The organism is Kitasatospora sp. NPDC004289, from assembly GCF_053602875.1.
In genome coordinates, this window is sequence record NZ_JBSGEL010000046.1 from 13431 (window position 1) to 35763 (window position 22333).

Below are 22333 nucleotides of genomic sequence, written 5' to 3' on the forward strand. Positions count from 1 at the left end.
GGCCATCGTCACCAGGGAGGGGCTGGAGGAGCTGCCGTTGGTGTCGACGCCGAGCTGCCACGGTGCGGTGGGCTGGGCCATGGTGGTGCCGCTGCCGCTGCCGGTGGCGAGCCAGAGCTTTCCGTCGTCGCCCTTCCACGCGACCTCCCAGCCACCGCCCGGCAGGGCGGCCAGTGACGGGCTGGTGGTGTCGGCCACGCCGAGCAGCCAGGGTTCGGCGGGCTGGGCCATGTTCGTCCCGGAGCCGGTGGCGAGCCACAGCTTTCCGTCGTCGCCCTTCCACGCCACCTCCCAACCACCGCCGGTGAGTGCGGTGATCGACGGGCTGGTGCCGGGGAAGACGCCGAGCTGCCACGGTGCGGTGGGCCGGCCCATGGTCGTTCCGGAGCCGGTGCCCAGCCACAGCTTCCCGTCGTCGCCGACCCAGGCGGCGGCCCAGGTGCCGTCGGACAGTGTGGTGACGGACGGCTTGGTGTTCTGGGCGACGCCGAGCAGCCACGGCGCGGTGGGCTGGGCCATGGTGGTGCCGCTGCCGGTGCCCATCCACAGCTTGCCGTCGGTGCCGCGCCAGGTGGTGACGTATCCGCCGTTGGGCGCCGCCGCCAGACCGGAGGAACTGCTGTGCGGCACGGGCGGGTTGGTCTGCGTGGCGGCGACGGTCACGGTGGCCGGTCCGTAGGTGTGGTCGCGGCCGTCGATCTCGTTGGCGATGAAGGAGATCTGGTAGGTCCCGGCGGCCAGCCCGGCCGTGTTCCAGACGTACGGGTAGTTCGACGCCCCGCCGGCGTAGGGGGCCACCTGGCCGGTGGTGTAGCCGCCGGGGCCGGTGATCACGTACCGGCCGGTGTTGATGTAGCCGGACGCGCTCGCCAGCGCGGTGAGGCTGACGGTGCCGGAGACGCTCTGGCCGGAGGCGGCCCCGCCGCCGGCGTTGACGGCGACGGTGAAGCCGGCGGGGATCACCGCCCCGCCGCCCGCGCCGACGGGGCTGATGTAGCCGATGACCTTCTGGCCCCAGGCCTGGCCACCGATGGTCGGGTCGAGGCCGGGGTTCCGACGGACGCCGTTGCGCTCGTTGCCGCCGATGGTGGTGATGTTCGTCCGGGACACCACGCTCTCGACGAGGTTGACGTGCTCCACGTCGTAGTAGCCCAGCTTCTTCGGGTCGCTCGGCAGGGTCCTGCCGCTGCCGGCCCAGATCACGGCGTCCCCGGGCTGGGGGGTGTAGCTGCTGTCGCCGACCCAGTGGAAGGTGTTGTGCGCCGCACCGTACCCGGCGAAGGTGTAGGCGGCGGCGTCGATGGCTCCGGTGTCGACGGCTCCGGCCTGGCTCCACGTCCACTTCGCGAAGTCGGCGCACCACTCGTGACCGCTGCAGCTGCCGAGGAATCCGGTGCCTCCCGCGCTGTTGGTGCTGCACGGCCCCTTGTCGGTATTGGCGGCGGCGATGGCGGCCGCCGAGTTGCCCAGGGGCGTGGCGGCGAACGCCGGAGCTGCGGCAGTGGCGGCCAGCAGGACGGCACTCAGCGTTGCGGTGGCGGCAAGGCGGGTGATCCGGGACATGACTGTTCCTCAGGTCGTGTGGGTGTTCTCGTGCACGGCGAACGTCGGCGCGTGCGGATGACGGGGGCGGACGGCTGCCCTGCAGGACCAGCAGTCGGCCGGGCGGGCGCGAGTGATCAGCGGCCGGGGAAGTTCGGCGCGGGTACCGGTGGGAGGTAACGCCGGTTCAGCACGGGGGAGTTGCGGTAGCTGCGGGCGACCAGGGCGGCGGCGCGGCAGGTGGTGGCCCCGGCTCCGGCTCCGTCGGGCGGGAGGAGGAAGAGCAGCAGGTCGAGGCGGCCGGGCTCGCTGCGGGCGCTGGCGTGTTCCAGGCCGTCCTCGGGCGTGGCGTGCGCCCACAGGGCGTCGAGGGCTTCGGGAACCTCGGTCAGGGAGTCCGGGAGGGTGCCGGGGCGGTGGTCCAGGCTGGTGTAGACGATGTCCATCGGCGGGTCAGCCCCACTGGAACTCGTCCGGGTCCACCGCCGCGGGGGACGTGGTGGTGGCCGGCGTGGCCGACGTGGCGGGCACCGGGGAGGCAAGGGCCGTGGTGGCGGCTGCCGTGGGAAGCACGGTCACGGCGAGGGTGGTGACCGCGGTGGCGACGGCAAGAGACAGGCGGGTCATGGTCGTTGCCCTTCACGAGGCTGGAAGAGGGTGCGGGACACGGGCCGGTTCGACGCTCCGCGGTGGCGCTCGGTCCGTTCGCCGTTGCGGGTGGTCCCTGGTGGCGATGGCTCAAGCTTCGCGGCCCGGTGGTGGCGCCGGTAGGACTTCCGGCTGTCGCCAAGGCGCCTGGCGGGATTTCGACAGGACGGCGGGGCCGGGGACGTCCGCTTCGACCCGGTTCGTCCCGGGGCAGACCTGCGCAACAGCCCTGGACCCCGGCACTAGGGGCAGGCCCGCCAAATGCCTTGTGCGTGCACAAACACCCCAAAGTGGATCTTGAAGGGGATGTGAAGGGCCTGCCATCATGGGCGGCGATGCCGAAGCGCAACCGCGTCTTCACGGGGGGCAACACACCATGCTCGAATCGTTGGGGCTGTCCGGCCCCGCCGCGGCCGTCTACCAGGCCATGCTCGACCGGCCCGCTGTCGGAGTCGCCGCACTCGCCGCCGACCTGGACCTGACCGCCGACCGGGTGCGCGGCGGCCTGGACGAGCTCGCCGCCCTGCTGCTGGTGCGCGCATCGAGCGAACACCCCGGCCAGATGCGTGCGGTCAGTCCCGAAGTGGGCCTCGCCGACATGCTGGCCCGCCAGGAGGCCGAACTGGCAGCCCGACAGGCCCAGTTGGCAGCCTCCCGGGCTGCCGTCACCCGCCTGGTCGCCGACCGGGCCGAGACCCGGGCCGCCCACGGTGAACGCTTGCTCGGCATGGACGCCATCCAGGCCCGACTGGAGGAACTGTCCCGCGGTGCACGGGCCGAGTGCCTCGGCGTCCACCCCGGGACCGGCCACCGCCCCGAGGACCTGGCCGCGGCCCAGAGCGCCAACGGCCGAGCCCTGGCCCGCAGCGTCGCGATCAGGAGCCTCTACCAGGACGCCGTGCGCAACGTCCCGCACACCGTCGCCCACGCGAGCTGGGTACTCGACCACGGCGGCGAGATCCGCACCGCCCCGGTCATCCCGCAGCGCCTGGTCATCGTCGACCGTGCCCAGGCCCTCGTCCCGATCGACCCCGCCGACACGCGCAGAGGCGCACTCCACGTCACCGAACCCGGCCTGGTCGGCGCCTTGTGCGAACTCTTCGATCAGGCCTGGGCCACCGCCGTGCCCCTCGGTGCGACCCGCGCCCAGGACGCCGCGACGGGCCTGAGCGACACCGAACGCGAACTCCTGCGCCTGCTCGGCTCCGGCCTCACCGACGACACCGCCGGCCAGCGGCTCGGCGTCTCCTCCCGCACCGTCAACCGCCTGATGGCTTCCATCATGGAACGCCTGGAAGCCAGCAGCCGCTTCGAGGCGGGCATCAAGGCCGCTCACAAGGGCTGGCTCTGACGCCCGACGCCCGACGCCCGACGCCCGACGCCCGACGGTCCGGCGCCGCGTCGGGCGCCTCGACCGGGCGCACCCCCGGCCCCTCGTTCCACCGGCCGCGAGCTCGTACGGCCTGCCGGCCCGGTCGCAGAGGTCCTCCCCGGTGGAGCCGGTGTCGTCGGTCCGGCACGGCGGAGGGCGGCTCTCCCGGGTGGGTCGTCAAGAAGGGTGCAGGACCGTGAGTTCGTGGTGGCCGTCTGCCTGGTGGACCGTCAGGTGGCCGCCTGCGGCGCGGACCCGGTCGGTGAGGTTGGTGGTGCCGCGGCCGCCGGGGCGGGTGGGGGTGGTCGCGCCGTCGTTGCGGATGCGGAGGCCGGTGGCGTCGAGGTGCAGCAGGCAGTGGGTGGCGGTGCTGTGGCGCAGGACGTTGGTGACGGCCTCGCGGAGGACGATCGCCAGCAGCCGGTCGTCGCGGCGGGAGGTCCGGTGGATCGTGACGTGGATGCCGGCCGCCTCCAACAGGGCGCGGGCCGAGGTGAGTTCGGCGTCGAGGGAGAGATCGGGGTCCTCGTCGTAGGGGATGGCGCGCAGGGCCGTCAGGGAGCGGTGGGCGGTTGCGGTGATCTCCGACAGTTCGGCGGTCACGGCGTCCGCCGGGGAGAGGCGGAGGGCGAGTTCGGCGCGGACGGTGATGGCGGACAGGCCCTGGCCGAGGAGGTCGTGGACGTCGCGGGAGATGCGACGGCGCTCGCGGGAGACGGCGATGGCGGCCAGGGCGAGGCGGGCCTCGCGGGCTTCGAAGACCAGGCGGGTCTGGACGGCCAGGGCGTGCAGCATCGCGGCGACGGCCAGTGAGTTGAAGGCCCAGTACAGAACCTCGCCGGTCGGGTGGTCGCGGAGGGCGAGGGTCGCGGTCTGGAAGGCGAGCAGGCCCGCCGCGCCGAGGGTCCACCAGCGGCCGAGCAGCAGGAAGGTGGCCGCGGCGAAGCCGACCAGCTGCGGGTAGGCCTGCCCCGGGTGGAGGAGGGTGGCAACGGTCAGGACCAGGAGGGCGGTTGAGGTCCAGGCCAGCCCGGCGGGCCGTTCCCCCGGTGGGCGGGGGAGGGAGTGGTGGAGCTGGAGGCCGAGGACGGCGGCGGCGAGCAGGGCGGGGCCGGGGCGGCCGCCGAGGTAGATCAGGGCGATCAGCAGGTAGCCGCCGTGCACGGTGAGCAGGATCGGCAGGGCGAGGCGCGGGAGGAGGTCCTCGGGCGGTGCGGATGCGGGCGACGGCCGTTCCGGGACGGACCGGGCCAGGGCGGCCGCCTGCCTCGAGACCCTGATGATCTCGGCCAGTTCGCCCCGTGCGGCGAGGGCGAGGATCCCGGAGAGCGCCGTGCCGAGGGCGTCGTCCAGATCGCGCGAGGCGCGGGAGCGTTCCTCGGCCACGGCCGCGGCGACCAGCTCGGCGCGGACGGCGTGCACGGCGGCCCTGGTCCGGCCGAGCCGGGTCACGCCGAACAGCACCAGCCCCTGGCAGACGGCGTTGAGCAGGGCCAGCGCGACCGCGAACGGCTCGGCCGGCACCATCAGGCCCGCCCCCAGGACCACCCCGGCGAACACCACCCGGCGGCTGCGGCCGCGCAGGAGCAGCAGCGCCGAGGCCGCCACCGGACCGGCCGCCGCAGGGCCCGCCCAGGGCAGCAGGAGGACCTGGGCCGCCAAGGTCCAGCGGAGCCGGCGGTCCCGGCCCGCCGTCAGGCAGTGCAGGAGCTGCAACCCCAGGACCCCGGCCAGCGGGAGGCTCGGGACGGGGTGCAGGGGATCGAACACCACCCCCGCCAGGACCAGCACGATGATCAGCACGGACCGCACCTTACGTCCGGATCATGCGAATCACATGTCCGTTCGAGGTGTCAGGCACTGACGGCGGGTCAGGCCGGCGCGGCAGGCTCAGGGGCATGAAGAACGCGATCCGCCGCTCGGTCACCGCCGCGGCCCTGCTCACCGTGGCGCTGCACACCGTAGCCCTGTACACCGTTCCGGCCGCCGCCGAGCCCGTCGGTCGGGAGGCCGGGCTCGGTGCGGCGATCGACCGGGCGGTCACCGGGATGCTCGCCGCCGACCGGATACCGGGCGCGGCGGTGGTCGTGGTGGAGGGCGGCCGGACGGCGCTCAGCAAGGGCTACGGCGTGGCCGACGTCCGGACCGGGCGGCCGGTGGACAGCGCCACCCCGTTCCTCACCGGCTCGCTCGCGAAGGTCTTCACCGCCGAGGCCGTCCTGCGGCTGGCCGCCGAGGGCCGGATCGACCTCCGGGCCGACGTGAACCGCTACCTGACGGCCTTTCGGATCGCCGACACCTACCCCGGCCGCCCGGTGACGGTGGAGCACCTGCTCACCCACACCGCCGGCTTCGACGAGGACCTGGTCGGCCTCGCGGAGGAGGACCAGGCGGACCTGGCGACGCTGGCCGAGAGCGTGAAGGACCGCCAGCCGCCCCGGGTCCGTCCGCCCGGCACCCGAATCGCCTACGACAACTACGGCCTGGCGCTGGCCGGGTACCTGGTGGAGGTGGTCTCGGGCCGCCCGTTCGACCGGTACCTGGCGGAGGAGGTGTTCGCCGCCCACGGCATGACGGGCTCGACGGCCGCCCTGCCCCACCCCGCGCCCGTCGCCGCCCGGCTCGCCCGCGGCTACCGCCCCGAGGGCGCCGGCTACGTCGAGCAGCGCGGCCAGTACGCGCCCTGGACGCCGTCCGGCACCGGGCCCGCCGTCACCCCGGACGACATGGGCCGGTACCTGGCCGACCAGCTGAAGGGGGATCAGCTCGCCCGGTCCATGCAGCAGAGCCGGCTGACCGCCGACGACCGGATGCCCGGCATGGGCTACGTCCTCGAACACCGTCTGCGGAAGGGCCGCCCGGTGGTGTGGAAGGACGGCGACGTCCCCGGCTACCACAGCGCGATGGCGCTGCTGCCGGAGCAGGGCTTCGGCGTGTACGTGGCCGTCAACGGGGACGGGACCGGCGCCGTCGGCCCCTGGGACGTCCGGAGGATCGTGGACCTGGTCCTGGACAGCCGCCTCCCCGCGCCTCCCGCGCCTCCCGTGCCGGAGGCCCCGGTAACTCCGGTGGCGGTCGGGGCAGCGGACCACTCCGGGTCGTACCGGTCCAGCAGGACCAGCCGGAGCAGCCTGATGAAGGCGGCCACGCTGTTCGCCGTTCCGACGGTGGAGGCGCAGCCGGACGGCACGCTCACCACCACCGGACTCTCCCCCGACCCGGCCCGTCCGACCCAGCACTGGATCCCCGTCGGCCCCGGGCTCTACCGGGAACGGGACGGCGAGGCCCGGATCTCCTTCCCCGGGGACGGCGTCCTGGTCTCCTCCGAATTCCCCTCCGAGGTCTACGAGAAGCTGCCCTGGTACGACAGCCCGACGCTGGATGCCCCGCTGTTCGGGGCCGGTGCGGCGGCGCTGGTGGCCGCTGCCGTCGGCATCCCGGTCGCGGCGGCCATCCGGCGGGTCAGGCGGCGTCCGGCCGCACCGCGAGCGGCCCGGTTCGCACTGCTCGCCGCCTGGGGGTGCGGGGCGCTGAGCGCCGGTTTCCTGGGCGGGTTCGCCGTGGTGGGGGCCGATCCGAACGTCCTGATGGCGGCCGTCCCGCTGAACGCGCCCGGGCTGGCGGCCGTGCCGGTGCTGGCGACCGCCGCGCTGGCCTGCGCCCTGCCGATGGCGCCGGCCACGGTGCTGGCCTGGCGCTGCGGGTGGTGGAGCCGGACCGGCCGCGTCGCGTACACCCTGCTGACGGTGGGCGCGGCCGGGTTCTTCGCGGTGGCGTTCGACTACCGCCTGCTGCTGCCCTGAACGCGGGTCACCTGCGGATTCCCGTTCGTGTGCAGGTGGGAGGCCGTGCGAGGATGCCGGGTCAGCTGCCTGGAGGACCGACCGATGCCCGCACCCCTGCCCGTGCCCCCGTCCCTGCCCGTACGCCGCGTGCTCGGCGGCCGTCCGTTCGCCGAGATCGGCGAGCCCGTGGCGGCCGAGCGCAGCGAGGAGCGGGGAGAGGTCGCGGTCGGCGGCGAGCTGGGGGACCTGCAGTGGCCGGGGCGGGACGTCGCAGGCTGGCACGGCCACCGCGTCGGCGTCTACGGGACCGACGCCCTGGACTGCCGACGGCTCGTCAGCAGCCGCTGGCCGGTGCGCTCGCTCGCCTTCCACCCGAGCCTGCCGCTGCTGGCGGTCGGGACGGGCGACTACGACGGCGGCTACATGTTCGAGGGCGAACTGCTGCTCGTCGACCTCACGGACGGGCGCACGGTCTCCGCCCTGGAGCACGACCGCGAGGTGCGGCGGGTGCGCTGGCGGCAGGACGGCCGTGCACTCGAACTGCTGCTGGCCCCGCCGGACGAGGACACGGCGAAGAAGCCGTTCACCCGCGGCTTCGAGGCGCTCGTCGAGCGGGCGGACTGGCGGGCCGTCACCGAACGGAGCGTGACCTCGCGCGAGCTCGGCGGTTCGTCGGTGAAGGCCGGACACGACCGCGGCCCGGCGAAGGAGGCCGCCCGGGACCTGGTCGCCGGTCTCGCCGGCGGACGGTCACCGCGGCGCCAGGTCTGGGCCGTCGAGGCGCTGGCCGACGGCCGGGTGCTGGCCGCGCTGGAGGGCACCGCACTGGAGTGCTGGCTGCCCTCCGGCGAGCCCGCCTGGTCGGTGCCCGACCCGGACGGCGGGCGGCAGCTCGCGGTCTGCCCGGGTGAGGCGGCGGCGTGGGTCAACGTGCCCCGGCGTCGGCGTTGGACGGGCTCCGACGGGGAGGACGTCCCGAGCACCGTCGACCTGCTCTCACTGGCCGACGGCAGCACCCTCGGCTCGGCGCAGGTCCCCTTCCCGGCCTCGATGACGTCCGACGACCGCGGGTGGATCGCGCTGCGCGACACCCGCGACGAGGAGTCGAAGCCCGCGTTGGTGCTGATCTCGCCGGAGCGGGAGGTCGTGGCGGGCCCGACGGTCGGCGGCTACGACCTCTTCAACCACCACCTGGAGGTGCGGCGCGGCCCCGAGCTGCTGTTCATCCAGGGCAAGCGGAAGAAGCCCTGGAAGGAGCGGCGGTTCGTCTCGCTCGCCCCGGAGACGGGCGGCGGCAAGGCGAAGGTCCGCGAACACTTCCCGCTGGAGTGGGACACCGAGCGGAACGGGCGGCTCTTCGGCGGCCCGGCCGTACGCCTCTCCGAAGGCGGCGAGGCCCTGGTCCACGCGGGCTGGATCCACCACGGGCACGGCCTGCTGCCCGGGAACGCGTTCATCGCCCGGCGCGGCTTCCCGGACGGAACCCTGCAGTGGGCGTTCACCGGCGACCACCCCGCCACCGCGCTCGACACCGACGGCCGGACGGTCTACGCGGCCCTCACCTCCGGCGAGGTCCTCGCCCTCGACGCGGTGGACGGCGCGGTGCTGTGGCGCTCTCGCGCGGAGGTCTGCGGGGTGCCGACCGTCGTCCTCTCGCTGACGGTGTCGGGTGGCGGGGAGCTGGTCCTCGGCACGGTGGACGGGCGGATCCTGCTCTGTCCTGTCGGGGGCCGGGGCTAACCTGCGGCCGAGCGGACCAGTGGTGATCAGGGAGGACGTGCCATGGGTGGCAACGAGTGGACGGCGACGGGGCCGTACCAGGAGGACCTGGGGGCGGCCTTCCGGCAGGCACAGAAGGACGAGCTGACGAGGGATCACCACGGGTTTCCGGGGCGGGACATCGTCGAGCTCTGGGAGGACGAGGCCTGGCAGGAGTACATCCTGACCGGGGGCACGTGCACGGTGCTCGACCACCACGCGCTGATCGACGCCGAGGCGGGCGACCAGTTCGCCATGATGCGCCCCCTGACCGAGGCCGAGATCCGCGGCTGGGCCCCCGACGGCCGGCCCACGCGCGAGCAGTGGGAGGCCGCAACGCGCCGGCTGCTCGACCCGGTCGAGGGTGGGATCGGCCGGTGCACGGTGCTGTACCGGGACGGTGAACCCGCCGAGATCGGCTACCGGGGCTGCACTGCGGACTAGCTCCGTGCAGTGGTCCGGTGGCGCCCGCCTAACGGGGGGTCACGACCGGGGCGGAGGGGCGGCCGGTGGTGGGGTCGAGGGTGAAGACCGCGGTCTCCTCGTCCGTGGTCACGGTGATCCGGTCGGTTCCGGACCAGGAGGCGCGGCCGAAGTTGCCGCGGGGGTCGCGGTCCCGCCACACGCCCAGGTCCCAGTGGCGGGCCGACCAGCCGCTGCCGGTCAGCACCTGCACCTGGTAGTCCGGGTCGATGGAGCCGGAGACGTTGGTCACCAGCAGCACGCGGTCCGGGCGGTCGGGGTCGGCCACCCGGGTCACCGAAAGGCCGTCGCCCCCGAAGACCACGGCCAGGAAGACGATCGGCGCACCGACGATCAGCAGGGCCACCAGACCGGCCGCGCAGCCGACCTGCGACCACACGGTGCGGAACTCCAGCTCCACCACCAGCGACACCACGGTCAGCCCGATCGCGGTGCCGACCAGCAGCACGGGGTGGTCCAGCCAGTCCTCCAGCACCACCAGGCCGCCCGACCGGCGGGCGAACCTCCCCGGCAGGTAGGCCAGGACCGCCAGCAGGGCCAGGCCCCTGAGCGACCACGCGATCCGTCTGCGCCGCTGCGCCGTCATCCGCCCCCGTTTGATCATGGGCGGGACTGTACTACGCCGCTCGACCGGGCCCGCCGGGCCCCCGTCCTGAGGGGCCGTCAGGGCCGGTGTCCTAGCGGTACCAGGTGCGGATGGCGGTGGCGGCCTCGCGGACGTCGGCGTGGCCGTCGCGGATGCGGGCGGCGAGTTCGGCGGCCTGCTTGGGTTCGGCGGTGACGATCACGCCGGAGGCGGCGAGGTAGGAGGCGGCGACCACGGCGGCGAAGTGCTCGTTGGCGAACTCCAGGGCGGGGACGCGGACCAGTTGGTGCATCAGGGCGGCGGCGCGCTGGTTGACGGCGCCGTAGACGGGGACGTCCATCACCTCGTCCACGTGACGGGCGACGGCGGCGGCCAGGGTGCCGTAGTCGGTGACGTCGGGATCGGTGGGCAGGAACTGGTGGGCGATGTCCAGCAGCCAGGCCCGGTCCACGCGCAGGATCACGCCGCGTCCGCCGTCCCGGCGTCGGCCCGCTTGCCGGCCGGGTACGGCCCGAACTCCGCCTCGAAGGCGGGGCCCCAGGCCTGCGCGAAGTGCGCGGCGGCGGTGAGGAACCGCTCCCGCCGCTCGTCGGCCTCCTCGGCCAGGACCTTGCGCGCGTAGTCGGGGAGGGTCATCCCGGCGGCCTCGGCGCGCTGCTCCAGTGCCTCGTGCACCCCGTCGTCCAGCCGCACGTTCAGTTGCTTCATGGCTCCAACGTAGCGAAGGGTAGGTGGCGCTACAAGGAGTGCAGGGCGGTGAGGGCTTCGGCGGCGGTGGCTTCGGGGGAGGGGAGGGCGTCGACGGTGCGGAGGATGCCCTGGGCCGCGTAGTGGTGGGCGAGGGGTTCGACGGTCGAGGCCAGGTGTTCGAGCTTGCGGAGGGTCTCCTCGGGGTGCTCGCCCGGTGAGCGGGCCGCGCGGTGGCGGACGAAGCGGTCGACGGTGGGTGGGGTGGGCCTGACGAGGAGGACGGCGTCGAGTGGTGTGCCGAGGCTCTGCAGGTCCTGGTCCAGGGCGACGGCCTGCTCGGGGGTGCGGGGGTGGCCGGTGAGGAGGAAGGCGGTCGGGCTTGTGTCGGTCAGGTGCTCGCGGACGGCCTCGGCCACCAGTCCGTCCGGCACGAGGTGTCCGCCGTCGATCCGCTCCTGGATCCGGACTCCCGTCGGTGTGCCCCGGTGGAGGTGGCTGCGGACCACGTCGCCGAGGTTGATGCCGGGGATGCCGAGGGAGCGGGCCAGGAGGTGGGCGGGGGTGTCGCGCTCCCAGAACGGAGGCGCGAAGAGCAGGATGCGCACCAGGTGATCCTCTCCTACCGCTCGAAGTGGATCCAGTGGCCCTCGGAGACTACCTCGACGGTGCCGTTCACCACGGTGATCGCCGATTCGTCGTCCAGGGCGTAGCCCGGGACGGGGAGGCGGGCGGCCCAGCGTTCGGCGTCGGGGGTGGTGTTGTCGGGGCACATCGGGTTGTCGAGGTGGGGGAAGACCGCGAAGTCGACCAGGCCGAGGGCGGTGTCGTCGTCGGGGGCGGCGGTGGGTGGCTGCCAGCCGAGGAACTCGCGGCCGACGTGCGGGGCCGTCACCATGCTGCCGGCGCTCAGGCCGACGTAGACCGTGTCCTGGAGGGTGGGGAAGAGCGCCGCGAGGCCCGAGGTGAGCATCCAGTGGTGCAGGTAGCGGACGTCGCCGCCGCAGACCAGGAGGGCGTCGGTCTCGCGGACCAGGGGGATCCAGTGGTTGTCGGGGAGGCTGGGGAGTGCGGTGAGTTCCAGCATGCCGACGGACTTCCAGCCGAGCTCGACCAGGGGGGTGGGGGACTGCCCGGCGATCTGACGCCAGGTCATCTCGGCGGTGCGGGGGTACATGCCGTACATCGCGGTGGGGATGCACAGGGCGGTGGCGTCGGCGACGGGCTTGTCGAGGAGGTGGGTGAGCGCGTCGCGGATGGTCCCGTTGCTGACGCCGCCGGAGGTGAGGAGGAGTTTCATCGGGCCTTCCGTCGGGGGTCGGGGCAATGGGGCGGAGGTCAGAGGTCGGAGGTCAGGCCAGCCCGGCCGCGATGGCGCGGCGGACGGCGTCGGCGCGGTCCTGGATGTCGGCCTTGGCGAAGAGGTTGTTGATGTGGGTTTTGACCGTGGCCTCGCTGACGAAGAGCTCTTCGGCGATGGCCCGGTTCGGCAGGCCGCGGCCGATCGCCGCGAGGACCTCGCGTTCGCGGCGGGTGAGGTCGGCGGGCAGCGGCTGCGGTTCGGCGGAGGAGCGGTTGCGGGCGGTGGCGAGCAGGCGGTCCTGGACCTCGCGGTCCAGGACGGACTGGCCGGCCGCGGCTGCGCGGACGGCGCGGAGGATGTCCTGGCGGCCGGCGTTCTTGGTGAGGTAGCCGCGGGCCCCGGCGCCGAGGGCGGCCATGATGGACTCGTCGTCGGCGAAGGTGGTGAGCACCACGACGGCCACCTGCGGGTGTTCGGCGGTCAGTCGGCGGGTGGTCTCGATCCCGTCCAGGACCGGCATCCGAAGGTCCATCAGCACCACGTCCACCGGCTGCCCGGCGGCCAGCGCCGCGAGCACCTCGGTGCCGTCGGCCGCCGCCGCGACCACCTCCACGTCGGCCGCCAGGTCGAGCACCGCGGCCAGCGGCTCGCGCACGGCGGCCTGGTCGTCGGCGACCACCACCCGCAGCGGCCGGTTCTCCTCGTCCGGTGCGTCGTTCATCCCGGGATCACCGCCTCCACCAGCCAGCCTCCCCGGTCCGGTCCCTCGGTGACCGGTCCCGTGGTGAGGGTGCCGCCCAGCAGGGCGACCCGTTCCCGCATTCCTACCAGGCCGAGGCCGCTGCCGGCCGTCGGATGCCCGGAGTGCCGGGCGGGTCCGTTGCGGACCCGGAGGGTGGTGGAAGCGTCCGCGAAGGCCAGCTCCACCGTGACGGGGCCGCCGGGGGCGTGGCGGGTCGCGTTGGTCAGCGCCTCCTGGGCGATCCGCAGGAGGTTCTGGGTGGAGCGCGCGGACAGGTCGCGGACGGTGCCGATCACCCGCAGGGCGTCGCGGTGCCCGGAGGACTCCGCCATCGCGGTGAGGCTCTCCACCAGCGGGAGGGCGTCCTCGCGCAGCGCGTGCACCGTCCACTGCGCCTGCCGCAGGCTCTCCCGGACCAGGTCGTGCGCCTTGGCGTTGGCCTCCCGCACCTTCGCCAGGTCACCGGTCTCGATCAGCGCGTCGGCCAGCTCCAGCTGCATGTTGATCCCGGCCAGCGAGTGCGCCAGCACGTCGTGGACGTCCCGGGCGATCCGGCCGCGTTCGGTCAGCACGGCGGCCTGGGCCTCGGCCCGGGCGGCGCGTTCGGCCGACTCGGCGGAGGCCACCATCGCCTCCACCGCCCGCTGCCTGCTCCGGCTGAGCATGCCCGTGACCACCGGGACGCCGGTGGTCAGGCCGACCGTCCAGGGAAGCTGCTCGTGGCCCGGGCCGAGGCCGAAGTACAGCACCGCGCCGCAGAGCAGGCTGGTCAGGGCGGCCAGGACGAGGGCCTGCCGGGCCGGGAAGCGGAAGCCGATGTGACCGGCCAGGAAGTAGGCGAACAGGAAGCCGGAACCGCTGCTGCTCAGCCCGGTCAGCGCCGCGGCGGCCAGGACGCCACCGGTCAGCAGGGGCAGGGTGATCCGGGGCGGGCAGTCCGCCGGGAGGTGACGGGACGTCAGGGCGAGCGAGCAGACCACCAGCAGGAGGAGGACGGCCAGGCCGCGGCCGGTGAGGCCGAGCGGACGGGTGGTCAGGAACGCGGAGGCGATCACCACCAGGGTGACGACCCAGCGGACCGCGCCGTCCTGACGGAGCAGCACGGTGCGGTGGCCGCCCGGCCCCTGATCAGGGGTCGGGCGGGGGCTGGAGGTGTTCACGGACACGGCGCGACCCTACTCCCGGTTCAGGACGCCCGGCCGGTGCCGACCACGGCCCGCGCGTCGGCCGACTGCGGCAGGACGGTGCTCACGGTGCGGCTGCGCAGGTAGATGGTGGCCAGCCTGGTCACCACCTCGGTGAGCGCCATCAGGACGAAGGCGGCGACCCAGGCCTGCTGACTCGTGATCCGGTGGTCGGCACTGAACCGGGCCACGTGGGGCGCGCCGCCGCCGTAGGTGACCCAGAGCTGGAAGGCCATCCGGGTGCCCATGCCCAGCACCCAGAGGGCGGCGGAGGTGGCTCCCGCCTTGATGAACAGCTGCCCGCCGCGGTTGCGGATCCGGGTGAAGAGGCCGCCGGCGATGCCGAGCGCGGCGCCGAAGGCGACCAGGACGGTGATCAGCACCAGGTCGTTGCCGCCGGTGGGCACGCCGTCGAGGTAGCTGTTGGCCACGAAGGCCACGATGGCGAGCGGGACGAGGTAGGAGCGGCGGTCCAGGCGGCCCTCGCGGAGCTGGCGGAAGACCACGAGGAGGAGGGCGAGGTCGGTGATCCATTCGGTGGTTGTCATGGGTCCAAGCCTGCTGATCAGGGGCTCGGAACACCTGCACCCACGGGTGGAAAGAGGGGTGGAGAAAGCGGGTGGAGCTCCTGTCGCAGGCGGCTCGGTGGCTGCGCGTGAGGCCTGCACGCCGGCTGCGCCGCGAGGGCTGGGTCCTGCGCTGATCCGGTGGCCGACGAGGTGGTGGCCACCGAGTTGCCGAACCGGTTTGGGCTCCGTTCGAGGTCAACTCATGATGATGGCAGGGGTCTTCCCGGCCGCGTCAACGAGCGCTGCGCGGTCCGCGAGCGATGATCGGTGAGCCACCGTCCTGCGGCAGGACGACCAGGAACCGCCAGAGGCCGGTCTCCACGTTCGCCAGTCCGATCGTCGCTGCGGATGCGAAAGCCTCGGCTGCGGTCCCGCTGCCCTCGGTCAGCTCGTCGAGCTCCGCGTAGAACTTCGCCAGGTCCGCGGAGGGGCCGCTGATCCACGAACGGACGTTCGCCCCCTTGCGCAGCGCGGCGAGCAACTCGTCACGCATCGTGCCCTGAGCCGATTCCAGGACTCGACCGTGAAGGCGTTCCTGGACGCACGGCTGTGTCCGGGACAGCTCGGCCTCCTGGCGACACCGCCGGCACGACTGCAGGGCGTCGGGAACGAAGAGATGCAGGTGGACGGTGGTGTACCGCGCAGAGATTCCGCACAGCGTCCCGCGCTCGCCCGCCGCATGCTCGACACCGGGAACGCCGTTCACCCCGCAGGCACCGAAGCGGGCCGGCTCTCGCGCTGTGGCAAACGACCAGTCATCGTTCGGGGCATCGATCACGCGGAGAGCATGCCACAGCGGCTTCTCGCCCGATCACGATCACCGACGTCGCGAGTTCAACTCGTCGACGAGCGCCACGAGGGTGTTCACGGTTGGGGGCGTGTGGGGGCCGCGTGGTCGGGGTCGAGGGCGTCGGCACGTTGCCGTAGTTCGGCGGCGATCGGGTCCCAGTCGGGGCCGTGGCATTCGAGGTTGAGTGCGGCCTCGCGCATCAGGTCCGGCTCGTCGGGGCGTTGCAGCAGGATCAGCCGGTAGGAGAGGTTGCGCAGCCACACCGGCAGGTGGCCGTCGACGTAGTGGGGGCAGAGGGCCCGCAGCATGGCCAGGATCGTTCCGGCGTCGGCGAAGGTCAGCTCCTCGACGAAGTAGACCTCGTCGTGATCGCGCACCGGACAGCCCGGTGTCGGTCGTGGCCCGTCGCCGTAGAGGCACTGGGCGTGCTCGGTCAGTGTGCTGTGCATCCGGCCGATCCTACGGCCGCCGGCGTTCTCCTCCCGGGTCGCTCACCGCTCAGGCGAGGTGGAGGTCGACGTAGGGGACGGTGTCGCCGGGGAGGGTGTAGCGGTCGGTCTCGGTGAAGCCGTGGTGGAGGGCGAAGAGGAGGCCGTCGTGGTTGGAGGCGAGGACGACGGTGGTGACGGCGGTGGCGCCGAGGGTGCGGGCGTGGGCGAGTTCGTGGTGGTAGAGGGCGGTGCCGTGGCCCTGGCGGCGGTGGGCGGGGAGGATGCGGGCGATGACGGTGGTGGCGGGCTCGTCGTCCGTCGGTGGGCGGACGGTCGCGCAGCCGATGAGGAGGCCGTCGAGGTGGGCGAGGGTGAGGCGGTTGCGGGTGGCGCGTTCGCGGATCTCGTCCGGGGTGAGTTGGTGGGTGGGGATGATCGTGTTGTGGACGTGCTGCCAGTCGAGGAGGTCGGACTCGCCGTCCACGACCCGGATCTGAAGATCGCTCATGGGGGTAGCGAAGCGGGCGGGCGGCGGTGGCGTCAACCGGGATTCGGACACCGGGATTCGGACGTGGACGCGGACGGGCCCCGGCACCGGGAGGCGGTGGCGGGGCCCGTGCGGAGGTGAGGCGGTGTCAGGGGCTGACGGCCAGGACCAGGTAGGCGCCCATCACGGCGAGGTGGACGCCGCCCTGGAGCGGGGTGGCGCGGCCGGGCATGACGGTGAGGGTGCCGACGGCGATGGTCAGGGCCAGCAGCACCATGTGGGTGGAGTCGAGGCCGAGCACCAGGGGGCCGCTGAGCCAGGCCGAGGCGACGGCGACGGCGGGGATGGTGAGGCCGATGGAGGCGAGGGCCGAGCCGTGCGCCAGGTTGAGGCTGGTCTGGAGGCGGTTGCGGCCGGCCGCGCGGACGGCGGCGATGGTCTCGGGGGCGAGCACCAGCATGGCGATCACCACACCGACCACCGAGGAGGGCAGTCCGGCGTCGGCCACGGTGCGCTCGATGGTGGGGGAGACGCCCTTGCCGAGGCCGACCACGGCGACCAGGGCGACGCCGAGCAGGGCGAGGCTGATCCAGGCCTGCTGCTTGGTCGGCGGCTCGGCGTGGTCGTCGTCGTGGCCGCCGACGTCGTCGAGGATCCGGCCGCTGGGGGAGAGGGGGAGGAAGTAGTCGCGGTGACGGACCGTCAGGGTGCTGACGAAGAGCCCGTAGACCAGCAGCGAGGCGACGGCGGCGAAGACCAGCTGGGTGGTGGAGAACTGCGGACCGGGCTTGCTGGTGGTGAAGGTCGGCAGCACCAGGCTCAGGGTGGCCAGGGTGGCGATCGCGCTGAAGGCCGCGCCGGTGCCCTCGGGGTTGAACACCGCGACCCGGTGGCGCAGTGCGGTGACCAGGATGGAGAGGCCGACGATCCCGTTGCAGGTGATCATCACGGCGGCGAACACGGTGTCCCGGGCCAGGGTGGCGTTCTTCTCGTTGCCGTCGGCCATCAGCGTGACGATCAGGGCCACCTCGATGATGGTGACCGCCACCGCCAGGACCAGGGAGCCGAACGGTTCGCCCACCCGGTGGGCGATCACCTCCGCGTGGTGCACCGCCGCCAGCACCGAGCCCGCGAGGAACAGCGCCACCACCGCGACCACCGGGCCGGGCAGTGATCTGCCCCAGGTGCAGGCGAGCAGCACGAAGGCGAGTACGGGTACGAGGGTGGTCCACTTCACAGCTTCACGACGGGCCTGGGCGTTCATGACCTCGAGTTTTCCAGCCGGGGGAGCCCTGGCACGAAGCCCCGGCCGCCCTCGGCGTGTCGCCCGTGGCGGCCCCGGCGGGGAGTGGCCGGGGCCGCCACGGGTGACGCTGCGTCAGTGTCCGGCGTGCAGCGAGTCGGTGGCCTTGATCTGCTTCCAGGACCTGGGCTCCTGCGGGGCCGCGGCCTTGGCGAGGCCCTGCGGAGCCGAGGCGGCGGCGGGGGTGGTGGCGGTGCCGGGGGCCGGCTTGCCCGGGGTGAGCAGCCAGCTGTCGAGCAGGGCGGACAGCGGCTTGCCGGAGATCCGCTCGGCGTAGGAGCGGAAGTCCGCCAGGGAGGCGTTGCCGAGCCGGTGCTCGGCCGGCCAGCCGCGCAGGATAGCGAAGAAGGCCTGCTCGCCGACCGCGTTGCGCAGCGCCTGGACGGCGAGGGCGCCCCGGTCATAGACGGCGCTGTGGAACTGGTTGTCCGCGCCCGGGTCGCCGGGGAGCACCTGCCACCACGGGTCGTCGGCCGGGCGGGAGGAGTACGTCCAGTCGGCCAGCTCCTGGGCGGTGCCCTCGCCCTCGTGCTCGGACCAGAGCCACTGGGCGTAGCGGGCGAAGCCCTCGTTCAGCCAGATGTCGCTCCAGCGCTCCAGCGAGACGCTGTCGCCGTACCACTGGTGGGCCAGCTCGTGGGCGACCACGGAGGTGTTGGAGCCGGCGGCGAAGACCTTGGGGCTGTAGAAGACCTGACCCTGCGTCTCCAGGGCGTACCGGGTGGGCACGTTGGGGACGTAGCCGCCGACGGTGGCGAAGGGGTACGGGCCGAACTGGGTGGCCAGCCAGTCGGTGATCTCGCCGGTGCGCTCCAGGCTGGCGCGGGCCGCTCCCTCGTACTCGCCGAGGTCGCGGCTGTAGGCGGTGATGACGGGGACGCCGGCGGCCGTGGTGGTGGTCGTGGTGTCCAGGTCGAAGCGGCCGACGGCGAGGGTGGCCAGGTAGGTGGCCTGCGGCTTGGTCTGGCGCCAGCTGTACCTGGTCCAGCCGAGCTTGGAGGACTGGCCGACCAGGGCGCCGTTGCTGATCGCCTGGGTGCCGTCCGGGACGGCGACGGAGACGTCGAAGGTGGCCTTGTCGGTCGGGTGGTCGTTGCTCGGGTACCACCACCAGGAGCCCTCGGGCTCGTTGGCCGCGACGCCGCCGTCCGGGGTGCGCTGCCAGCCGGTCCAGCCGTAGACCTTCCGGCTGGAGGGGACGTCGGAGTACCGGACGACGACGGTCACCTTCTTGCCCTTGGCGAGCGGGGCGGCGGGGGTGATCTCCAGCTCGTGGTCGCCGGTGGCGGCGAACTTCGCCTGACGGCCGTTCACCTGCACCTCCTGGACGGCCAGGGCGAAGTCCAGGTTGAAGCGGGCCAGCGCCTCGGTGGTGGTGGCCAGGATGGTGGCCGTGCCCGAGAGCCGGTCGGTGGCGGGCTGGTAGGTCAGGCGCAGGTCGTAGTGCGAGACGTCGTAGCCGCCGTTGCCGTAGTCCGGGTAGTACGGGTCGCCGACGCCGGCGGAGCCGTAGGGGGCCGTGCCCGCGGTGGCGGGTTGGGCCAGGAGCAGGACGGCTGCTGCGGCGGCGGCGAGGGTCAGCCTGGTGCGCACGGGGTCCTCCGGTGCGTCGAGTACGGACGGGGTCGTTCGACGCTAGAGCGTGCGCGGGCCGGTGGGGTGGGGATCGGCGGGGCCGTTATGAAATGTTCACGCCAGTTCATTTGCCGCAACGGGCGCCGCCGGGACGGTCGGTGACGGGTCGTCGAACGCCGTGACGTCCTCCTCGCGGACCAGGTTGTCGGCGGCGAGCACGTCGCTGCGCAGTGCCGAACCGGCGGCGGCCCGCGCGGTGGCGACGGCCGGGTGGGAGAAGGACAGGGTCAGGACGTACGGGGGCGGCCCGGTGATGGTGTTGTGGCCGTCGATGGGTGAGGAGAGCCCCCGCCCGATCCGGCTGAGGTCCTGGCCGGGGCAGAGTGCCAGCGCGTCCAGCCGGACGGTGCCGCCGAGCGGGGCCGCCAGGCCGCCGTCCGGGGTGCGCGTGGTGCCCTCGACGAGGGTGACGGGGAGGTGGTGGCCGCCGGCCACCAGTCCGTCCGGGCCCTCGATCTCGACGGTCACGCCCTCGGCGCCGAGGGAGGCGGGGAGGGTGAGCGGCACCAGGCCCGGGGCGACGGCGAGGTCGATCTCGAACGCGCCGGGGTCGTCGCCGGAGAGGCGCTGCGAACCGTAGGAGGTGAGCACCAGCTGCGGGCCCTTGATCCGCCCCACCGGCTCGAACGGCGGGAGGGCGTGGCGGTGCCGGCCCTTGGCGCCGCACGCGCTGCCCATCGAGGTGCCGCCGCCGGGCAGGGCCAGGTCGGTGGTCGAGCCCACGACCGGGTTGTGGATGGGACGGCCGCCGCGGTGGGCGGGGGAGAAGTCGGAGTAGCCGACCGCCACCGCGAGGAGCAGCAGTCCGCAGAGCACCCAGAGCGCGAGCTTGCCCCGGCGGTCGATCCAGCGGGAGGCCTTCGCCGACACCGGATCGGACGGCGACCAGCGACGGCCGCCGGGGTCGACCGGGGCCTCCTCCCGCCACCGGGCGGCGAGCATCCGGGCCCGGGCCGAACCCTCCTGGGCGGTCGCGCCCTTGACGAAGTCCTCGTCCAGCACCAGCCCCTCGAACGGGTCCGGCCCGGAGGGGCGGTCAGTGGGGTTTCTGGGGTCCGGGCGACGCTGGTCCGGATCTTCGGCTATCGGCACGGGCAGAAGTATGCACCGGTGCACCGACGGTCCGGTCGCTAGGGTGGGGCCATGATCATTCCACTGCCGCCGGGCGACTTCCGGGCGTACCTGGTTCGACTGCGACGGGACCGTCGTCGACTCCATGCCCGTCCACCACCGGGCGTGGAGCGCGGCCGTCGGTGAGTGGGGCGGCGAGTTCCCCGAGGACCTCTTCTACGCCTGGGGCGGCCGCCCGGTCGCCGACATCGTCGCGGACCTGAACGCGCGTCAGGGCCTGGCCATGCCCGTCGCCGAGGTGGCCGCCCGCCGCGAGGAGCTCTACCGCGAGCTGCTCCCCGAGGTGGCGCTGCTACCCGGCATCCTGCCGCATGTCGAGGAGGCCTTCCATCACCGCCGCTCGGCGGTGGTCTCCGGCAGCACCCGCGCGTCCGTCGAGGCCTCGCTGAAGGCGGTGGGCGTGGAGGGGATGTTCGCGACCCTGGTCTGCGCCGAGGACGTCACCCGCCCCAAGCCCGACCCGGAGGGCTTCCTGCTGGCCGCCCACCGCCTGGGCGTCGAGCCGCGGCACTGCCTGGTCTTCGAGGACTCCGTGCTCGGCCTGGAGGCGGCGGCCGCCGCCGGGATGGCCGCCGTCGACGTGCTCGCACCGCGCGGCTGACCGGGTGTCGGACCGGGCGGCTGACCGGGCGTCAGGCCGTCGCCCAGGTGCGGCCCTCCGGGAGGTCGGCCAGGCCGGGGGCGGAGAGGTGCAGGACCTCGTAGTGCTCCTCGCCGGCGGCGGGGCAGGGGCGGGGGCCGGCGAGGAGGACGAAGCGCAGCAGCTGCCAGTGGTGCGGGTCGAGGGCCAGCGCGGCGGTGTGGACGTCCTCCTGCCGGGCCAGCTCGGCGAGTTCCTCGGTCTCGCGGGCGATCAACTCGGTGAGGCCGAGGCCGGTGCGGTCCCGGTCGGGGTCGACCGGCACGGCGGTGAGGCGGCGGGAGGCGGCGCGGGGCACGGCCGCGCGGGCCGGGCCGGCGTGCTGGGCCAGGCCGGTCCAGTGCAGGGCGGCCGGGCGGCCGAAGTCCCGGACGATGTTCTGGAAACCGCCGCCACCGACCAGGAAACGGGCCATCTCCCCGGTGTCGTTCCACAGGTAGAACGGGGCGTACTGGTTCACTGGTGATCCCTGCTCGCCGCGCTCGCGGATCAGGTACGCCTTCAGCCCGAGACCGGCCCGGTCGTCGAGGACGTGCCCGCCGACGGCCACCCGCTTGCGGATGATCCCCATGTCGTAGTCGGCGGGCAGGGTGAGCTCGTACTGCTTGGCGTACACGGTGGGACCTCTCCGGCAGCAGGCGGTGCGACGGGCCGTCAGGTGATCACCCTAGATGCTCGTCGTACGGCGGCGGGCTCGTACGGCAGGATGTCCCGGCAGACGTGTCACCCGATGGATGAGAGGCGGTCCCCATGGGCCCCGTGTACCCACCCGCGCCCCGGCCACCGCTCCTGGAGCGGGCGTGGTGGTGGCTGCCGAGCGACGAGCGGCGCGCCAGGCGCGAGCGGCGCCGGGCCTGGGAGCGCTACAAGGCCCAGCAGAAGAAGCAGAAGGACAAGGACAACGACTGCTGCGACGCCCTCGACTGCGCCGACGGCTGCACCGACCCCTGCCTGATCGCGCTGATCCCGGTGGTGTTCACCTCCGGCCTGCGGGCCGTGCTCACCGCCCACCGCGGGCCCCGGCTCCCCGGCGGCCGCGCCTCCGCCTTCCTGCACGGCTCGGTGGAGCACTACCGCACCCGGATCAGCCCCGCCCGCGCCGCCTGCTGCCCGTACACCCCGAGCTGCTCCACCTACGCCGTGCAGGCCCTGCACCGCCACGGCGCCCTGCGCGCCACCCGCCTGACGGCCGGTCGGCTGCTGCGCTGCCGCCCGGGCACCCGGGGCGGCAGCGACCCGGTGCCCGAGTAGTCCTCG

Annotated in this window: 25 protein-coding genes; 6 read left to right on the top strand and 19 right to left on the bottom strand. The window is 73.6% G+C overall.

The window, feature by feature from the left end; all coding sequences use genetic code 11:
* The 3 genes from ACWEPF_RS26935 to ACWEPF_RS26945 form a co-directional block, all read right to left on the bottom strand.
* Positions 1–1563: CHAP domain-containing protein (locus ACWEPF_RS26935; protein ID WP_452174551.1), on the bottom strand; the 1563-nt coding region annotated here is incomplete at its 3' end.
* Between the two features lie 116 nt (positions 1564–1679).
* Positions 1680–1988, bottom strand: a complete 309-nt coding sequence (locus ACWEPF_RS26940; RefSeq protein ID WP_452174552.1) for a hypothetical protein — start codon at positions 1986–1988, stop codon at positions 1680–1682.
* A 7-nt stretch (positions 1989–1995) separates the two neighbouring features.
* Positions 1996–2169: a hypothetical protein gene (locus tag ACWEPF_RS26945; protein ID WP_452174553.1), complete on the bottom strand. Its 174-nt coding sequence runs from the start codon at positions 2167–2169 to the stop codon at positions 1996–1998.
* Between the two features lie 397 nt (positions 2170–2566).
* On the opposite strand from ACWEPF_RS26945, the gene ACWEPF_RS26950 reads away from it, so the two are divergent.
* A complete protein-coding gene (locus tag ACWEPF_RS26950) occupies positions 2567–3541 on the top strand; it encodes a LuxR C-terminal-related transcriptional regulator (RefSeq protein WP_452174554.1) in 975 nt (324 codons plus the stop codon).
* A 198-nt stretch (positions 3542–3739) separates the two neighbouring features.
* On the opposite strand, the gene ACWEPF_RS26955 is transcribed toward ACWEPF_RS26950, so the two are convergent.
* Positions 3740–5365: a sensor histidine kinase gene (locus tag ACWEPF_RS26955; protein WP_452174555.1), complete on the bottom strand. Its 1626-nt coding sequence runs from the start codon at positions 5363–5365 to the stop codon at positions 3740–3742.
* 95 nt (positions 5366–5460) lie between these two features.
* Here ACWEPF_RS26955 and ACWEPF_RS26960 point away from each other — a divergent pair, with 95 nt between their 5' ends.
* From ACWEPF_RS26960 to ACWEPF_RS26970, 3 genes are all read left to right on the top strand, one after another.
* The gene (locus tag ACWEPF_RS26960) at positions 5461–7365 is read left to right on the top strand and encodes a serine hydrolase domain-containing protein (protein WP_452174556.1); all 1905 of its coding nucleotides are present in this window, start codon (positions 5461–5463) and stop codon (positions 7363–7365) included.
* An 84-nt stretch (positions 7366–7449) separates the two neighbouring features.
* Positions 7450–9087: a PQQ-binding-like beta-propeller repeat protein gene (locus tag ACWEPF_RS26965; RefSeq protein ID WP_452174557.1), complete on the top strand. Its 1638-nt coding sequence runs from the start codon at positions 7450–7452 to the stop codon at positions 9085–9087.
* Between the two features lie 42 nt (positions 9088–9129).
* Positions 9130–9549: a hypothetical protein gene (locus ACWEPF_RS26970; protein ID WP_452174558.1), complete on the top strand. Its 420-nt coding sequence runs from the start codon at positions 9130–9132 to the stop codon at positions 9547–9549.
* A 28-nt stretch (positions 9550–9577) separates the two neighbouring features.
* Here ACWEPF_RS26970 and ACWEPF_RS26975 read toward each other — a convergent pair whose 3' ends face one another.
* The 14 genes from ACWEPF_RS26975 to ACWEPF_RS27040 all read right to left on the bottom strand — a co-directional run bounded on the left by ACWEPF_RS26975 (position 9578) and on the right by ACWEPF_RS27040 (position 20397).
* Positions 9578–10192 (bottom strand): hypothetical protein, encoded by a 615-nt coding sequence (locus ACWEPF_RS26975; protein WP_452174559.1) that lies wholly within the window; start codon positions 10190–10192, stop codon positions 9578–9580.
* Between the two features lie 73 nt (positions 10193–10265).
* Positions 10266–10637 carry a fic family toxin-antitoxin system, toxin component gene (locus ACWEPF_RS26980; protein ID WP_452174560.1) on the bottom strand — a complete coding sequence of 124 codons (372 nt, stop codon included), beginning with the start codon at positions 10635–10637 and terminating at the stop codon, positions 10266–10268.
* A complete protein-coding gene (locus ACWEPF_RS26985) occupies positions 10634–10882 on the bottom strand; it encodes a hypothetical protein (protein WP_452174561.1) in 249 nt (82 codons plus the stop codon). Before ACWEPF_RS26985 ends, ACWEPF_RS26980 begins: the two co-directional genes overlap by 4 nt.
* 29 nt (positions 10883–10911) lie before the next feature.
* The gene (locus ACWEPF_RS26990) at positions 10912–11469 is read right to left on the bottom strand and encodes a nucleoside monophosphate kinase (RefSeq protein ID WP_452174562.1); all 558 of its coding nucleotides are present in this window, start codon (positions 11467–11469) and stop codon (positions 10912–10914) included.
* A 14-nt stretch (positions 11470–11483) separates the two neighbouring features.
* On the bottom strand, positions 11484–12161 hold the full coding sequence (locus ACWEPF_RS26995) for a Type 1 glutamine amidotransferase-like domain-containing protein (protein WP_452174563.1): 678 nt from the start codon (positions 12159–12161) through the stop codon (positions 11484–11486).
* A gap of 52 nt (positions 12162–12213) precedes the next feature.
* The gene (locus tag ACWEPF_RS27000; RefSeq protein ID WP_452174564.1) at positions 12214–12885 is read right to left on the bottom strand and encodes a response regulator; all 672 of its coding nucleotides are present in this window, start codon (positions 12883–12885) and stop codon (positions 12214–12216) included.
* On the bottom strand, positions 12882–14072 hold the full coding sequence (locus tag ACWEPF_RS27005; protein WP_452174565.1) for a sensor histidine kinase: 1191 nt from the start codon (positions 14070–14072) through the stop codon (positions 12882–12884). Before ACWEPF_RS27005 ends, ACWEPF_RS27000 begins: the two co-directional genes overlap by 4 nt.
* 20 nt (positions 14073–14092) lie before the next feature.
* On the bottom strand, positions 14093–14638 hold the full coding sequence (locus ACWEPF_RS27010; RefSeq protein ID WP_452174566.1) for a hypothetical protein: 546 nt from the start codon (positions 14636–14638) through the stop codon (positions 14093–14095).
* 253 nt (positions 14639–14891) lie between these two features.
* Positions 14892–15437, bottom strand: a complete 546-nt coding sequence (locus ACWEPF_RS27015) for a hypothetical protein (RefSeq protein WP_452174567.1) — start codon at positions 15435–15437, stop codon at positions 14892–14894.
* Positions 15438–15523: 86 nt separating this feature from the next.
* Positions 15524–15898 carry a hypothetical protein gene (locus tag ACWEPF_RS27020; RefSeq protein WP_452174568.1) on the bottom strand — a complete coding sequence of 125 codons (375 nt, stop codon included), beginning with the start codon at positions 15896–15898 and terminating at the stop codon, positions 15524–15526.
* 49 nt (positions 15899–15947) lie between these two features.
* A complete protein-coding gene (locus ACWEPF_RS27025; RefSeq protein ID WP_449796737.1) occupies positions 15948–16388 on the bottom strand; it encodes a GNAT family N-acetyltransferase in 441 nt (146 codons plus the stop codon).
* Positions 16389–16515: 127 nt separating this feature from the next.
* Positions 16516–17631 carry a calcium:proton antiporter gene (locus tag ACWEPF_RS27030; protein ID WP_452174569.1) on the bottom strand — a complete coding sequence of 372 codons (1116 nt, stop codon included), beginning with the start codon at positions 17629–17631 and terminating at the stop codon, positions 16516–16518.
* 114 nt (positions 17632–17745) lie between these two features.
* Positions 17746–19263, bottom strand: a complete 1518-nt coding sequence (locus tag ACWEPF_RS27035) for a M1 family metallopeptidase (protein ID WP_452174570.1) — start codon at positions 19261–19263, stop codon at positions 17746–17748.
* A gap of 96 nt (positions 19264–19359) precedes the next feature.
* Complete coding sequence (locus ACWEPF_RS27040) at positions 19360–20397, bottom strand: SCO2583/SCO2584 N-terminal domain-containing protein (RefSeq protein ID WP_452174571.1); 1038 nt, start codon at positions 20395–20397, stop codon at positions 19360–19362.
* Positions 20398–20521: 124 nt separating this feature from the next.
* On the opposite strand from ACWEPF_RS27040, the gene ACWEPF_RS27045 reads away from it, so the two are divergent.
* Positions 20522–21037, top strand: coding sequence for an HAD family hydrolase (locus ACWEPF_RS27045; RefSeq protein ID WP_452174572.1), 516 nt, complete (start codon positions 20522–20524; stop codon positions 21035–21037).
* 31 nt (positions 21038–21068) lie between these two features.
* Here ACWEPF_RS27045 and ACWEPF_RS27050 read toward each other — a convergent pair whose 3' ends face one another.
* Positions 21069–21692: a DUF4865 family protein gene (locus ACWEPF_RS27050; RefSeq protein ID WP_452174573.1), complete on the bottom strand. Its 624-nt coding sequence runs from the start codon at positions 21690–21692 to the stop codon at positions 21069–21071.
* A 134-nt stretch (positions 21693–21826) separates the two neighbouring features.
* Between ACWEPF_RS27050 and yidD the strand changes: the two genes are divergently transcribed.
* Positions 21827–22327 carry a membrane protein insertion efficiency factor YidD gene (gene yidD / locus ACWEPF_RS27055; protein ID WP_452174574.1) on the top strand — a complete coding sequence of 167 codons (501 nt, stop codon included), beginning with the start codon at positions 21827–21829 and terminating at the stop codon, positions 22325–22327.
* Positions 22328–22333: the final 6 nt, after the last annotated feature.